The 13,408-nt window shown below is 60.2% G+C and carries 14 protein-coding genes; 10 read left to right on the top strand and 4 right to left on the bottom strand.

What is annotated here, in order from left to right:
- Positions 1-71: 71 nt before the first annotated feature.
- From BM026_RS25180 to BM026_RS25170, 3 genes are all read right to left on the bottom strand, one after another.
- Positions 72-1,385 carry an MFS transporter gene (locus BM026_RS25180; RefSeq protein WP_093513889.1) on the bottom strand — a complete coding sequence of 438 codons (1,314 nt, stop codon included), beginning with the start codon at positions 1,383-1,385 and terminating at the stop codon, positions 72-74.
- Between the two features lie 276 nt (positions 1,386-1,661).
- On the bottom strand, positions 1,662-2,900 hold the full coding sequence (locus BM026_RS25175) for a transporter associated domain-containing protein (protein ID WP_093125051.1): 1,239 nt from the start codon (positions 2,898-2,900) through the stop codon (positions 1,662-1,664).
- A gap of 12 nt (positions 2,901-2,912) precedes the next feature.
- Entirely contained in the window at positions 2,913-3,725 is an 813-nt protein-coding gene (locus BM026_RS25170; RefSeq protein WP_071489286.1) for a cytochrome C assembly family protein, read from the bottom strand.
- A 220-nt stretch (positions 3,726-3,945) separates the two neighbouring features.
- Between BM026_RS25170 and ffh the strand changes: the two genes are divergently transcribed.
- From ffh to thrC, 9 genes are all read left to right on the top strand, one after another.
- On the top strand, positions 3,946-5,322 hold the full coding sequence (gene ffh, locus BM026_RS25165) for a signal recognition particle protein (protein WP_003193965.1): 1,377 nt from the start codon (positions 3,946-3,948) through the stop codon (positions 5,320-5,322).
- A gap of 251 nt (positions 5,323-5,573) precedes the next feature.
- A complete protein-coding gene (gene rpsP, locus BM026_RS25160) occupies positions 5,574-5,825 on the top strand; it encodes a 30S ribosomal protein S16 (RefSeq protein ID WP_003175899.1) in 252 nt (83 codons plus the stop codon).
- 5 nt (positions 5,826-5,830) lie between these two features.
- On the top strand, positions 5,831-6,367 hold the full coding sequence (rimM, locus tag BM026_RS25155) for a ribosome maturation factor RimM (RefSeq protein ID WP_053135622.1): 537 nt from the start codon (positions 5,831-5,833) through the stop codon (positions 6,365-6,367).
- Positions 6,349-7,122, top strand: coding sequence for a tRNA (guanosine(37)-N1)-methyltransferase TrmD (gene trmD, locus BM026_RS25150; RefSeq protein WP_016971933.1), 774 nt, complete (start codon positions 6,349-6,351; stop codon positions 7,120-7,122). Before rimM ends, trmD begins: the two co-directional genes overlap by 19 nt.
- Before the next feature lie 45 nt (positions 7,123-7,167).
- Positions 7,168-7,518, top strand: coding sequence for a 50S ribosomal protein L19 (rplS, locus tag BM026_RS25145; protein ID WP_003175895.1), 351 nt, complete (start codon positions 7,168-7,170; stop codon positions 7,516-7,518).
- 113 nt (positions 7,519-7,631) lie between these two features.
- On the top strand, positions 7,632-8,528 hold the full coding sequence (xerD, locus tag BM026_RS25140) for a site-specific tyrosine recombinase XerD (protein ID WP_093125056.1): 897 nt from the start codon (positions 7,632-7,634) through the stop codon (positions 8,526-8,528).
- Positions 8,529-8,667: 139 nt separating this feature from the next.
- Positions 8,668-9,399 (top strand): thioredoxin fold domain-containing protein, encoded by a 732-nt coding sequence (locus BM026_RS25135; protein WP_010207987.1) that lies wholly within the window; start codon positions 8,668-8,670, stop codon positions 9,397-9,399.
- A gap of 129 nt (positions 9,400-9,528) precedes the next feature.
- Positions 9,529-10,833, top strand: coding sequence for a homoserine dehydrogenase (locus BM026_RS25130; RefSeq protein ID WP_071489287.1), 1,305 nt, complete (start codon positions 9,529-9,531; stop codon positions 10,831-10,833).
- A gap of 67 nt (positions 10,834-10,900) precedes the next feature.
- The gene (gene thrC, locus BM026_RS25125; RefSeq protein ID WP_092246747.1) at positions 10,901-12,310 is read left to right on the top strand and encodes a threonine synthase; all 1,410 of its coding nucleotides are present in this window, start codon (positions 10,901-10,903) and stop codon (positions 12,308-12,310) included.
- Between the two features lie 88 nt (positions 12,311-12,398).
- Here thrC and BM026_RS25120 read toward each other — a convergent pair whose 3' ends face one another.
- On the bottom strand, positions 12,399-12,599 hold the full coding sequence (locus BM026_RS25120; RefSeq protein ID WP_092246749.1) for a hypothetical protein: 201 nt from the start codon (positions 12,597-12,599) through the stop codon (positions 12,399-12,401).
- Between the two features lie 314 nt (positions 12,600-12,913).
- On the opposite strand from BM026_RS25120, the gene BM026_RS25115 reads away from it, so the two are divergent.
- Positions 12,914-13,198: a DUF3509 domain-containing protein gene (locus BM026_RS25115; RefSeq protein WP_092246752.1), complete on the top strand. Its 285-nt coding sequence runs from the start codon at positions 12,914-12,916 to the stop codon at positions 13,196-13,198.
- Positions 13,199-13,408: the final 210 nt, after the last annotated feature.

Here is a 13,408-nt window from a genome sequence, read left to right as displayed (position 1 = left end):
ATCCAGTTCACAGAGTTAGATTTGTGAATACATTCAAATGTGGGAGGGGGCTTGCCCCCGATAGCGGTCTATCAGCCCACGCGATTCAAATCATTATCCCGCGTCTCTTTCAGGCACAGCACCGCAATCAAGCTCAGCAACGCTGCCGCCGACACATACCCACCGACATAACTCAGCCCACCCATCGCCACCAGCTTGGTCGCGAAGAACGGCGCGGCGGATGCCCCGACAATCCCACCCAGGTTATACGCCGCCGAAGCGCCGGTATAACGCACGCGGGTCGGGAACAGTTCCGGCAGCAGCGCGCCCATCGGGGCGAACGTCACGCCCATCAGGAACAGCTCCAGCGCCAGGAACAGCGCCACCGCCCAGGTCGAACCGTGGGTCAGCAATGGCTCCATGGTAAAGCCCGACAGAATCGCCAGGACTGCACCAGCGATCAGCACCGGCTTACGCCCATAACGATCACTGGCCAGCGCCGCCAGCGGCGTTGCCAAGCCCATGAACAGTACCGCGAAGCACAGCAGGCCGAGGAAGGTTTCACGGCTGTAGCCCAAGGTCGACACGCCATAGCTCAGGGAAAACGCCGTGGTGATATAGAACAGCGCGTAGCACACCACCATCGACGCAGCGCCCAGCAACACCGGCAGCCAGTGTTGGCTGAACAGCTCCACCAACGGCACTTTGACCGGCGCTTGCTGGGCGACGGCGTTGGCGAACACCGGCGTTTCGTGCAGCTTCAGCCGCGCGTACAGGCCTACCATCACCAGCGCCGCGCTGAGGATGAACGGGATGCGCCAGCCCCAACTGCGGAATTGCTCATCGCTGAGACTCATGGCCAGGATCAGGAACAAGCCGTTGGCTGCCAGGAATCCGATCGAAGGGCCGAGTTGCGGGAACATGCCGAACCAGGCGCGTTTGCCCTTGGGCGCATTCTCGGTCGCCAACAGCGCCGCGCCGCCCCATTCGCCGCCCAGGCCCAGGCCCTGGCCGAAACGCAGTACACACAACAGGATCGGCGCCCAGGCGCCGATGCTGTCATAACCGGGCAGCAAGCCGATCAGCGTGGTGCACACGCCCATCAGCAGCAGCGAGGCCACCAGGGTCGATTTGCGCCCGATACGGTCGCCAAAGTGGCCGAACAGCGCCGACCCCAGTGGGCGGGCGATGAAGGCGATACCGAAGGTCAGGAATGACGCCAGCATCTGCGCGGTGCCGGAGGTCTGCGGGAAGAACACCGGGCCGATCACCAGCGCAGCAGCCGTGGCGTAGATATAGAAGTCGTAGAACTCGATGGCGGTGCCGACGATGCTCGCCGTGGCGACCCGTGCGGTCGAGTTGGTCGGGGCGGCAGCAGGTGCGGCCTCGTTGTAGGTGGTGCTCATGGCGATATCCCTGACGGTCAGTGCGCGTTTGGACGCGGATTATTATTGGTCGAACACCCATGGATCAGGGTTGTGCGCGGGGCGGCTCGGGATGGGAGCGAACACCGGTCAGACACTGTAAAGCGGTGCCTGGACGCGTTCAGTGCGGGTAGCACGCGGTCGGGCGGGGCTCTGGTAAGCCGTCCCGATTATAGGAAGGGGTTTGAACACACAACAAGTCAAAATGTGGGAAGGGCAAGCCCCTCCCACATTATGTGGTTGTGTTTTGTCTGGGAACTAAGCGGCGACCGGCATCCGGCTGGTATGCCAGATCAGCACCTTGCTCACCCGGTTGTCCTCGGTCTCGAGGATTTCCAGGCGGTAGCGGCCTATTTTCAGGCACACCGCGCAATCCGGAATGGTCTCCAGCGCCTCGGTGACCAGGCCGTTGAGTGTCTTGGGGCCGTCGCTGGGCAGGTGCCAGTTCAGGCTCTTGTTCAATTCGCGGATCGAGGCGGCGCCGTCGATGATGTAGCGGCCATCCGGTTGCGCTTCGATATGCGGGTTGTCCGCACTCTGTTCGCTTTCGAATTCACCGACGATTTCTTCGAGGATATCTTCCAGGGTCACGATGCCGAGTACTTCGCCGTATTCATCCACCACCATGCCCAGGCGACGCTGCTGTTTGTGGAAATTCAGCAGTTGCAGTTGCAGCGGAGTGCTTTCCGGGACGAAGTAGGGCTCGTGGCAGGCCGCGAGCAACGCCTCTTTGGTCAGGCTCGCGTCGGGCAACAGGTGCTGGATCTGCCGCGTGTTGAGCACGGCTTCGACCTGGTTGATATCACTGTGGAACACCGGCAGGCGCGTGCGCTGGGAGGTGCGCAGCTGCTCGATGATCTCCTCGATCGAGTCATCCAGGTTGATGCCGTCCACTTCGCTGCGGGGCACCAGGATGTCGTTGACGGTGATGTTGTCCAGAGCGTGGATGCCCGGCATGCCGGGGGTACGGCCTTCGGCGATCTCGGGTTCGGGTTCGTCATCATGGTCAGGCAGCGGTTCGTCGCTCTTCTTCACCACGCCGGTCTTGCGCGCGAACGGGCGCAGCAGCAACAGACTGATACCATTGAGCAGCCAGGCCAGGGGGTAGACGATTTTGAGTGGCACGCCCAGCAGCGTATTGCCGAAGCCCAGTACCGCTTGCGGATAGCGGGTGGCCAGGGCGCGGGGCAGGTAGTCGGCCAGGATCAACAGGGTCGCGCAGGAGATCAGCCAGCCGAGCCACGGCCCGTTCTGCGCCCAGGCGTATATGGCCAGCAGCGTGCACAGGATGACCACGGCGGCGCGACACAGGCTGTTGCACAGGATCAGGCTGTTACGCGGAAAGCTCAGGCGGGTGGCCGCCTTGTCGCCCTGGCGTGTTCCGGGGCGCAGGGCCAGCAAGTGTTGCTGGGCGGCTTCGATGGCAGTAAACAGCGCGGCCCATAACACCAGCAGGGCGATTACCGCGAGCATCGGCTCCAGGGGCAAGTTGTCCATGATCGCCGCCCGTCAGATATGCAGGATGTATTCGCGAACCAGCTTGCTGCCGAAATAGGCCAGCATCAGCAGGCAGAAACCGGCCAGGGTCCAGCGGATCGCCTTGTGCCCGCGCCAGCCGAGGCGGTTGCGGCCCCACAGCAGGACGCTGAACACGATCCAGGCCAGGCAGGCCAGCAGGGTCTTGTGCACCAGGTGCTGGGCGAACAGGTTTTCGAAGAACAGCCAGCCGGAGATCAGCGACAGCGAGAGCAAGGTCCAGCCGGCCCACAGGAAGCCGAACAGCAGGCTTTCCATGGTTTGCAGCGGCGGGAAGTTCTTGATCAGCCCGGACGGGTGCTTGTGCTTGAGCTGGTGGTCCTGCAGCAACAGGAGCAAGGCCTGGAACACTGCGATGGTGAACATGCCATAGGCCAGGATCGACAGCAGGATGTGGGCGAGGATGCCCGGTTCTTCATCGATCACCGGCACCGTACCGGTAGGCGCGAATTGCGCCAGCAGCACCGTCAGCATGCCCAGCGGGAAGAGCAGTACCAGCAGGTTCTCGACCGGGATCCGGTAGCAGGCCATCAGTGTCAGCGCGATAACGGCTGCGGCGATCAGGCTGGCGGCGCTGAAAAAGTCCAAGGCCAGGCCGACCGGCGTCATCAAGTGCGTGAACAGGCTCGCGGCATGGGCGAGCAAGGCGAGGACGCCAAGGCCTACCAACAGGCGTTTGTCCGCCTTGGTGCCCTGGGCCAGACGAGTGCCCTGATAGACGGTCGCAGCGGCGTACAAGATGGCGGCGGCGAGGCTGGGTAGCAAACTGGGTGACAAAGGGAGCATAAATCCTGTTAGGCAAGCCCGAAAGGCGCTGAGTTTGGCATACCCCCGCGCAACACGAAAGACTCCCGGGCCAGACAGCGGGTGTGCATGGACGCAGTCTTCGCTATAATCCGCGACCTGCCCACGCCGCAGGCTCGCCGAGCGCTGTTTTTAATAGCGATTTACCACAGCCTGGGCCGCCATTACCTCGGTCTATGAATAGGGCCTGAAAGGATCGCGCATGTTTGAAAATCTGACTGACCGTCTCTCGCAGACGCTGCGCCACGTTACCGGCAAGGCCAAGCTGACCGAGGACAATATTAAAGACACCCTGCGTGAAGTGCGCATGGCGTTGCTGGAAGCCGACGTGGCCTTGCCGGTGGTGAAAGACTTCGTCAACTCGGTCAAAGAGCGCGCGGTGGGCACCGAAGTGTCCCGCAGCCTGACCCCGGGCCAGGCGTTTGTGAAGATCGTCCAGGCCGAACTCGAAAGCCTGATGGGCGCGGCCAACGAAGACCTGAACCTCAGCGCCGTGCCGCCGGCCGTCGTCCTGATGGCGGGTCTGCAAGGTGCGGGCAAGACCACCACCGCCGGCAAGCTGGCGCGCTTCCTTAAAGAGCGCAAGAAGAAGTCTGTGATGGTGGTGTCGGCCGACGTGTACCGTCCGGCGGCCATCAAGCAGCTGGAAATGCTCGCAGGCGAAGTGGGCGTGACCTTCTTCCCGTCCGACCTGAGCCAGAAGCCGGTCGACATCGCCAACGCCGCCATTAAAGAAGCCAAGCTCAAGTTCATCGACGTGGTCATCGTCGATACCGCCGGTCGCCTGCACATCGATGAAGAGATGATGGGCGAGATCAAGGCGCTGCATGCCGCGATCAACCCGGTAGAGACCCTGTTCGTGGTCGACGCCATGACCGGCCAGGACGCGGCGAACACCGCCAAGGCCTTCGGCGACGCACTGCCGCTGACCGGCGTGATTCTGACCAAGGTCGACGGCGACGCCCGTGGCGGTGCCGCGCTGTCGGTACGTGCCATCACCGGTAAGCCGATCAAGTTCATCGGTATGGGCGAGAAGAGCGAAGCGCTCGAACCGTTCCACCCGGAGCGTATCGCCTCGCGCATCCTCGGCATGGGCGACGTGCTCAGCCTGATCGAACAGGCCGAAGCCACCCTCGACAAGGACAAGGCCGACAAGCTGGCCAAGAAGCTGAAGAAGGGCAAGGGCTTCGACCTCGAAGACTTCCGCGATCAACTGCAACAGATGAAGAACATGGGCGGCCTCGGCGGCCTGATGGACAAGCTGCCGAACATCGGCGGTGTGAACCTGGCGCAGATGGGCAATGCCCAGGGCGCGGCAGAGAAGCAGTTCAAGCAGATGGAAGCCATCATCAACTCCATGACCCCGGCCGAGCGCCGCGACCCTGAGCTGATCAGCGGTTCGCGCAAGCGTCGGATCGCCATGGGTTCCGGCACCCAGGTGCAGGACATCGGTCGCTTGATCAAGCAGCACAAGCAGATGCAGAAGATGATGAAGAAGTTCTCCGCCAAGGGCGGTATGGCCAAGATGATGCGCGGCATGGGCGGTATGTTGCCCGGCGGTGGCATGCCCAAGATGTAAAGAATTCGAGCGGGGGCCCAGCTCCTGCTCCGACCCACAGGGATGTGGGATCTCCAGCAAACCCGCCGTTGGCGGGCGCTGACTCGCCGTTTTAACCGACGGCTCTATAGCAAATCTGGATGGCACGCTGATAGGCGCCGGAAAAAGACATTTGCAAAAGTCCGGATATTCCTTAGAATATGCGGCCTTTCGGGCACCTATGCCCGCTGTGCATTTAGATTTGCAGCACCGACTACAGGAACGATGTTCACATGCTAACAATCCGTCTTGCCCTTGGCGGCTCCAAAAAGCGCCCGTTTTACCACTTGACCGTAACCGACAGCCGCAACCCGCGCGACGGTTCGCACAAGGAACAGGTTGGTTTCTTCAACCCTGTTGCTCGTGGTCAAGAAGTTCGTCTGTCCGTGAACCAAGAGCGCGTAGCCTACTGGCTGAGCGTGGGTGCACAGCCATCCGAGCGCGTTGCAAAACTGTTGAAGGACTCGGCTAAGGCCGCAGCCTGAGCAATATGAACGCGACGCCAGCTGTTGCTGATGATTTGATCGTTATCGGCAAGATTTACTCGGTTCATGGCGTTCGCGGCGAAGTGAAGGTGTATTCCTTTACTGATCCGACTGAAAACCTGTTGCAGTACAAAACCTGGACGCTCAAGCGCGAGGGTAGTGTGAAACAGGTCGAGCTGGTCAGTGGACGCGGGAGCGACAAGTTCCTGGTCGCAAAGCTCAAGGGTCTTGATGATCGTGAAGAAGCTCGTCTTCTGGCCGGTTATGAGATCTGCGTGCCGCGCAACCTGTTCCCTGAATTGACCGACGGCGAGTACTACTGGTACCAGCTGGAAGGTCTGAAGGTTATTGATCAACTCGGGCAACTGTTCGGGAAAATCGATCATCTTCTGGAAACCGGCGCCAATGATGTAATGGTGGTCAAGCCTTGCGCTGGCAGCCTGGATGATCGCGAACGCCTGTTGCCGTATACCGAGCAATGTGTGTTGGCCGTCGACCTGGCAGCGGGCGAGATGAAGGTGGAATGGGACGCGGACTTCTAAGCGTGGCTAATTTGCGCATTGAAGTGATCAGTTTGTTTCCCGAGATGTTTTCCGCCATCAGCGAGTACGGCATCACCAGTCGGGCGGTGAAACAGGGGCTGTTGCAGCTCACCTGTTGGAACCCGCGAGACTACACGACGGATCGACATCACACTGTGGACGATCGCCCATTTGGCGGTGGCCCGGGCATGGTGATGAAGATCAAGCCCCTGGAAGACGCATTGGTTCAGGCCAAGGCCGCCGCCGGGGAGAAGGCGAAGGTGATTTACCTGTCCCCTCAAGGCCGTCAGCTGAAACAGGCTGGGGTCCGCGAACTGGCGAATGAGGAAGCACTGATCCTGATTGCCGGTCGCTATGAAGGCATTGACGAGCGTTTTATTGAAGCTCATGTCGATGAAGAGTGGTCGATTGGGGACTATGTCCTGTCCGGTGGCGAGCTGCCGGCGATGGTCCTGATAGATGCGGTTACACGACTGCTGCCTGGAGCTTTAGGGCATGTGGACTCTGCGGAGGAAGATTCCTTCACGGATGGTTTGCTGGATTGCCCGCACTACACCCGACCGGAGGTGTATGCGGATCAGCGTGTTCCCGACGTATTGCTAAGTGGCAATCACGCACACATCCGGCGTTGGCGTTTACAGCAGTCCCTTGGTCGGACCTATGAACGACGCGCCGATCTTCTGGAAAGCCGCTCGCTTTCTGGAGAAGAGAAGAAGCTGCTCGAGGAATACATCCTCGCGCGGGACGATAGTTAACAACGTATCGATGGTAGGTCCATTGACTTACCTTAGGAGCACAGCATGACTAACAAAATCATCCTTGCACTCGAAGCAGAGCAGATGACCAAAGAGATCCCTACCTTTGCCCCAGGCGACACCATTGTCGTTCAGGTGAAAGTGAAGGAAGGCGACCGTTCGCGTCTGCAAGCGTTCGAAGGCGTGGTAATCGCCAAGCGTAACCGTGGTGTGAACAGTGCTTTCACTGTTCGTAAAATCTCCAACGGTGTTGGCGTAGAGCGTACTTTCCAGACCTACAGCCCGCAAATCGACAGCATGGCCGTCAAGCGTCGCGGTGACGTACGTAAAGCCAAGCTGTACTACCTGCGTGACCTGTCCGGTAAAGCAGCTCGCATCAAGGAAAAACTGGCTTAAGTCCAGCTTTCCGATGCAGAAAAAAGCAGCCTACGGGCTGCTTTTTTGTGCCTGCGATTTGAGGTCCGAGATAGGATGCCAGCAGCCTCTCCCACTTTTCTGTTCGAGCCCCTATGCCTGCCATTGACCACCCCCTGATCGACCGTTTCCTCGACGCCCTGTGGCTGGAAAAAGGCCTGTCGGACAACACCCGTCAGGCCTACCGCAGCGACCTGGCGCTGTTCAATGGCTGGTTGCAGGAGAAAAACCTCGAACTGATCAACGCCGGCCGCGAGCTGATCCTCGACCACTTGGCCTGGCGTCTGGAGCAGAACTACAAGCCACGTTCCACCGCGCGATTCCTCTCTGGTGTGCGTGGTTTTTATCGCTATCTGCTGCGGGAAAAGCTGATCGCCCTCGACCCCACCCTGCAAGTCGATATGCCACAACTTGGCAGGCCATTGCCCAAATCCCTGTCGGAAGCCGACGTGGAGGCGTTGCTCGCCGCCCCCGACCTCAGCGAAGCCATCGGTCAGCGTGACCGCGCCATGCTCGAAGTGCTCTACGCTTGTGGCCTGCGGGTGACCGAGCTGATCAGCCTGACGCTGGAGCAGGTCAACCTGCGCCAGGGCGTGTTGCGGGTAATGGGCAAGGGCAGCAAGGAACGGCTGGTGCCGATGGGCGAGGAGGCGATTGTGTGGGTCGAGCGCTACATGCGCGATGCTCGAGGCGAACTGCTCGGTGGGCGCCCAAGCGATGTGCTGTTCCCCAGCCTGCGTGGCGAACAGATGACTCGCCAGACCTTCTGGCACCGCATCAAGCACCAGGCCAAGGTCGCCGGGATCGGCAAGGCGCTGTCGCCGCACACACTGCGCCATGCATTCGCCACGCATTTGCTCAACCACGGTGCGGATTTGCGTGTGGTGCAGATGCTGCTCGGCCACAGCGACTTATCCACCACCCAGATCTACACCCACGTGGCGCGCGCGCGTTTGCAGGATATGCACGCCAAGCACCACCCGCGAGGCTGAAAACGTCCAATTTATCCGGCCGCGGGCTGCCCTGCGGCCCAACTGTGGTAGGCTTTGCCGGTTAGCAAAGGGGACGACCCAGACCTGTGTTTCCAGGCAGTGTCACTGCGCGTCCCTGCATCTGCCTTCAGGAGTTCCCATGCGCTTGACCCAGATTATTGCCGCCGCAGCCATTGCGTTGGTTTCCACCTTTGCCTTCGCCGATGACGCTGCCGAGCAGACCATCCGCAAGAGCCTGGCCAACCTGCAACTCGACACCCCGATCGAGAGCATCAGCGCCAGCCCGATGGCCGGCCTGTACGAAGTCAAGCTCAAGGGCAGCCGCGTGCTGTATGCCAGTGCCGATGGCCAGTACATCGTCCAGGGCTACCTGTTCCAGTTGAAGGACGGCAAGCCGGTCAACCTGACTGAAAAAGCCGAACGCCTGGGTGTTTCCAAGCTGATCAATGGCATTCCAGTGGCCGAGACCGTGGTGTACCCGGCTATCGGTGAGACCAAGACCCACATCACCGTGTTCACCGACACCACCTGCCCGTATTGCCACAAGCTGCACGCCGAAGTGCCTGCGCTGAACAAGCTGGGCGTGGAAGTACGCTACGTAGCGTTCCCGCGCCAGGGCCTGGGTTCGCCGGGTGACGAACAGTTGCAAGCCGTATGGTGTTCGGCCGACAAAAAAGCGGCCATGGACAAGATGGTCGACGGCAAGGAAATCAAGGCTGCCAAATGCGCCAACCCGGTCTCCAAGCAGTTCGCCCTGGGCCAGTCCATCGGCGTCAACGGCACACCGGCCATCGTTTTGGCTGACGGCCAAGTGATTCCGGGCTACCAGCCGGCACCACAAGTTGCGAAACTGGCGCTGAGTGCCAAATAAACCAGCATCGTCGAACCTTTGACGATCATGGCCTGTGGATAAGTCGACAGGCCACTAATTGAAAGCCGCAGTCGTGCGGCTGTTTTCCACGGCCGACCTCGTGTCGGCCGTTTCATGGGGAGTTCTTCAGTGAAACCGGTCAAAGTAGGCATCTGTGGGTTAGGGACCGTCGGTGGCGGCACCTTCAACGTACTTCAGCGTAACGCTGAAGAGATTTCCCGCCGTGCAGGGCGTGGGATTGAAGTGGCACAAATTGCCACGCGTTCGCCAAAGCCTCAGTTCGAAACGACCGGTATTGCGATGACCAACGATGTCTTCGCCGTTGCCACCAACCCTGAAATCGATATCGTGATCGAACTGGTGGGCGGGTATACCGTGGCCCGCGAGTTGGTACTCAAGGCCATCGAAAACGGCAAGCATGTGGTCACTGCCAACAAGGCACTGATCGCGGTGCACGGCAACGAAATCTTCGCCAAGGCCCGTGAGAAGGGCGTGATCGTGGCGTTCGAGGCTGCGGTGGCTGGTGGCATTCCGGTGATCAAGGCGATCCGTGAAGGCCTGTCCGCGAACCGCATCAACTGGGTGGCCGGCATCATCAACGGCACCGGCAACTTCATCCTCACCGAAATGCGCGAGAAGGGCCGGACCTTCGAAGACGTCCTCGCCGAAGCCCAGGCCCTGGGTTACGCCGAAGCCGACCCGACCTTCGACGTGGAAGGTATCGACGCCGCGCACAAGCTGACCATCCTGGCGTCCATCGCCTTTGGTATTCCGCTGCAGTTCGACAAGGCCTACACCGAAGGCATCACCAAGCTGACCACCGCCGATGTGAACTACGCCGAAGCCCTGGGTTACCGCATCAAGCACCTGGGCGTGGCGCGCAGCACCCCGGCCGGTATCGAACTGCGGGTACACCCGACGCTGATCCCGGCCGACCGCCTGATCGCCAACGTCAATGGCGTGATGAACGCCGTAATGGTCAACGGTGATGCGGCCGGTTCGACCCTGTTCTACGGCGCCGGTGCCGGCATGGAACCCACCGCTTCGTCGGTGATCGCCGACCTGGTGGACGTGGTCCGCGCCATGACCAGCGACCCGGAAAACCGTGTGCCGCACCTGGCGTTCCAGCCGGATTCGCTGTCGGCCCACCCGATCCTGCCGATCGAAGCCTGCGAAAGCGCCTACTACCTGCGCATCCAGGCCCAGGATCACCCGGGCGTACTGGCCCAGGTGGCGAGCATCCTGTCTGAGCGCGGTATCAACATCGAGTCGATCATGCAGAAGGAAGTCGAGGAGCAAAACGGCCAGGTGCCGATGATCTTGCTCACCCATCGCGTGCTCGAACAGCATATCAACGATGCCATCGCCGCCCTGGAAGCCCTGCAAGGCGTGGTCGGGCCGGTGGTGCGGATCCGCGTCGAACACCTGAACTAATGGTTTTGCGGCAAGGGCCCCGCAGGTTCGGCGGCCCTTGTTCAAGAATGCTCTAGAGGAGCCAGTCATGCGTTATATCAGCACCCGCGGCCAGGCACCGGCCCTGAATTTCGAAGACGTCCTGCTGGCAGGCCTTGCCACGGACGGCGGCCTGTACGTGCCGGAAAACCTGCCACGTTTCACCCAAGAGGAAATCGCATCCTGGGCTGGCCTGCCATACCACGAACTGGCGTTCCGCGTGATGCGCCCGTTCGTCACCGGCAGCATTCCGGACGCCGATTTCAAGAAGATCCTCGAAGAAACCTACGGCGTGTTTTCCCACAACGCCATTGCACCGCTGCGCCAACTGAACGGCAACGAATGGGTCCTGGAGTTGTTCCACGGCCCGACCCTGGCGTTCAAGGACTTCGCCCTGCAACTGCTGGGTCGTCTGCTGGATTATGTGCTGGAGAAGCGCGGCGAGCGCGTGGTGATCATCGGCGCCACCTCCGGTGATACCGGTTCGGCGGCCATCGAAGGCTGCAAGCACTGCGAAAACGTCGACATCTTCATCCTGCATCCGCACAAGCGCGTGTCGGAAGTGCAGCGCCGCCAGATGACCACCATCTTTGGCGAGAACATCCATAACATCGCCATCGAAGGCAACTTCGATGACTGCCAGGAAATGGTCAAGAACAGCTTCGCCGACCAGAGCTTCCTGAAAGGCACGCGCCTGGTGGCGGTGAACTCGATCAACTGGGCGCGGATCATGGCCCAGATCGTCTACTACTTCCACGCCTCGCTGCAGTTGGGCGGCCCTGCACGTTCAGTGTCTTTCTCGGTGCCGACCGGCAACTTCGGCGACATTTTCGCCGGTTACCTGGCGCGCAACATGGGCCTGCCGATCAACCAGTTGATCGTCGCTACCAACCGCAACGACATCCTGCACCGCTTCATGAGCGGCAACCAGTACGTCAAGGAAACCCTGCACGCGACCCTGTCGCCGTCCATGGACATCATGGTCTCGTCCAACTTCGAACGCCTGCTGTTCGACATGCACGGCCGCAACGGTGCGGCGATTGCTGGCTTGATGGACACCTTCAAGCGCGGCGGCGGTTTCAGTGTGGATGAAGAGCGCTGGACCGAAACCCGCAAGCTGTTCGACTCCCTGGCCGTGGACGACGCGCAGACCTGCGAAACCATTGCAGACGTCTATGCCCAGTCCGGCGAGCTGCTCGACCCGCACACCGCCATCGGTGTGAGGGCCGCCCGTGAATGCCGTCGCAGCCTGGATATCCCGATGGTCATCCTGGGCACTGCCCACCCGGTCAAATTCCCGGAAGCGGTGGAGAAGGCCGGTGTTGGCAAGGCGCTGGAGTTGCCAGTGCACCTGGCCGACCTGTTCGAGCGTGAAGAGCGTTGCACGGTGTTGGCTAATGACCTGACGGCCGTGCAGGCGTTTGTGAGCCAGCATGGCAACCGGGGTAAGCCGTTGTAAGGCACACCGCGTAGACAAAAACGCCGCTTGCCCTTCCCTGGGGCAGCGGCGTTTTTCGTTTATGGCAGGCCCCGCTTGGTATGCGCGGCTACGTGAGTAGTTTCTGCACGATGGCCAAGACAGTGCTGAACGCCGTAAACATGGCCATGACGACACCCAATGGATACCAGAAATTCTCACGGGTTATCTTGTGGGTCTCGGCAGCGAGTTTGCGTTGCTCCGCATAAATGCGTGATATGTCGGCGTGAATCTTCTCTAGCGCAGCTTGCTCTTTGTCGTGTTCCAGCATCGTCTTCATCCTTCACAGTAAGGGCCTTCTGACATGCGCTTTTATCTGCTTGGCAGCGTCACCAGCGCTCACCGAGTAAAGGATCCACCTCTGATCTGACCCTTGGGCAAAACCCAAAACGACTTGCCAGTGCGTAAGCAGTTATGTGCCGTCGTTTTTAGGTTGTCATGTTGCAAGCGCATGCTGGAATCCGTCACCCCCTGACGGCCCCATAAAGACGATAAAGCGAACTTTCCTACGTCACAAACAGTCACTTAGGATAGATGCAGCTCCCGTTGAAACGATTGTTCCCGAACTATTGAGTGGTGATCGAGATGGAAAGTATCAGCCTATTGCTCGAAGAAGCACTGAGCCCTTATCAGGTTACGCTGACCACCTCTGGTGCGCAGGACGAGTGCCTGGTAACCGTGAAGAATCCTGCTGGCGCCATCGTGGTCGAGCGTGACGTCGACCGCGCCCAATTGATGGACAAGCGCGTACTGGTGGATGTGGTGGACTGCCTGCTGCGTGACATCAAAATTGCCGAAGGACGTCTGGAGCCTTCGGTCATCGCGGCCTTGCGCAACGCAGCCCTGACTCGCAACGCCACCGCCGCATGAAGAATTGTTTAACTGTGGAAACTTCCTACAGCGCGGCCGGTCAGACTTTGTAACAGCAAGAGCAAACATTGTGCTCCGGTGTTTGTGCCTTGCTGTACTGGTCTTTGTAGGCCACGTTTAACCCCAAAGTGTCTCCCCACGCTTTGGGGTTTCTTTTTGCCTGCGATTTGTCAGGCAAGTCATCTGGCACAGGGCATCTGGTGCCAAAGC

Source organism: Pseudomonas sp. NFPP24 (assembly GCF_900112095.1).
Lineage (GTDB): Bacteria > Pseudomonadota > Gammaproteobacteria > Pseudomonadales > Pseudomonadaceae > Aquipseudomonas > Aquipseudomonas extremorientalis.
This window is presented reverse-complemented; position numbering and strand designations above follow the sequence as displayed.

Excerpts from the sequence above, each read along its gene's own strand:
- BM026_RS25180 (WP_093513889.1), bottom strand. The coding sequence starts at position 1,385 with ATGAGCACCACCTACAACGAGGCCGCACCTGCTGCCGCCCCGACCAAC.
- BM026_RS25175 (WP_093125051.1), bottom strand. The coding sequence starts at position 2,900 with ATGGACAACTTGCCCCTGGAGCCGATGCTCGCGGTAATCGCCCTGCTG.
- BM026_RS25170 (WP_071489286.1), bottom strand. The coding sequence starts at position 3,725 with ATGCTCCCTTTGTCACCCAGTTTGCTACCCAGCCTCGCCGCCGCCATC.
- ffh (WP_003193965.1), top strand. The coding sequence starts at position 3,946 with ATGTTTGAAAATCTGACTGACCGTCTCTCGCAGACGCTGCGCCACGTT.
- rpsP (WP_003175899.1), top strand. The coding sequence starts at position 5,574 with ATGCTAACAATCCGTCTTGCCCTTGGCGGCTCCAAAAAGCGCCCGTTT.
- rimM (WP_053135622.1), top strand. The coding sequence starts at position 5,831 with ATGAACGCGACGCCAGCTGTTGCTGATGATTTGATCGTTATCGGCAAG.
- trmD (WP_016971933.1), top strand. The coding sequence starts at position 6,349 with ATGGGACGCGGACTTCTAAGCGTGGCTAATTTGCGCATTGAAGTGATC.
- rplS (WP_003175895.1), top strand. The coding sequence starts at position 7,168 with ATGACTAACAAAATCATCCTTGCACTCGAAGCAGAGCAGATGACCAAA.
- xerD (WP_093125056.1), top strand. The coding sequence starts at position 7,632 with ATGCCTGCCATTGACCACCCCCTGATCGACCGTTTCCTCGACGCCCTG.
- BM026_RS25135 (WP_010207987.1), top strand. The coding sequence starts at position 8,668 with ATGCGCTTGACCCAGATTATTGCCGCCGCAGCCATTGCGTTGGTTTCC.
- thrC (WP_092246747.1), top strand. The coding sequence starts at position 10,901 with ATGCGTTATATCAGCACCCGCGGCCAGGCACCGGCCCTGAATTTCGAA.
- BM026_RS25120 (WP_092246749.1), bottom strand. The coding sequence starts at position 12,599 with ATGCTGGAACACGACAAAGAGCAAGCTGCGCTAGAGAAGATTCACGCC.
- BM026_RS25115 (WP_092246752.1), top strand. The coding sequence starts at position 12,914 with ATGGAAAGTATCAGCCTATTGCTCGAAGAAGCACTGAGCCCTTATCAG.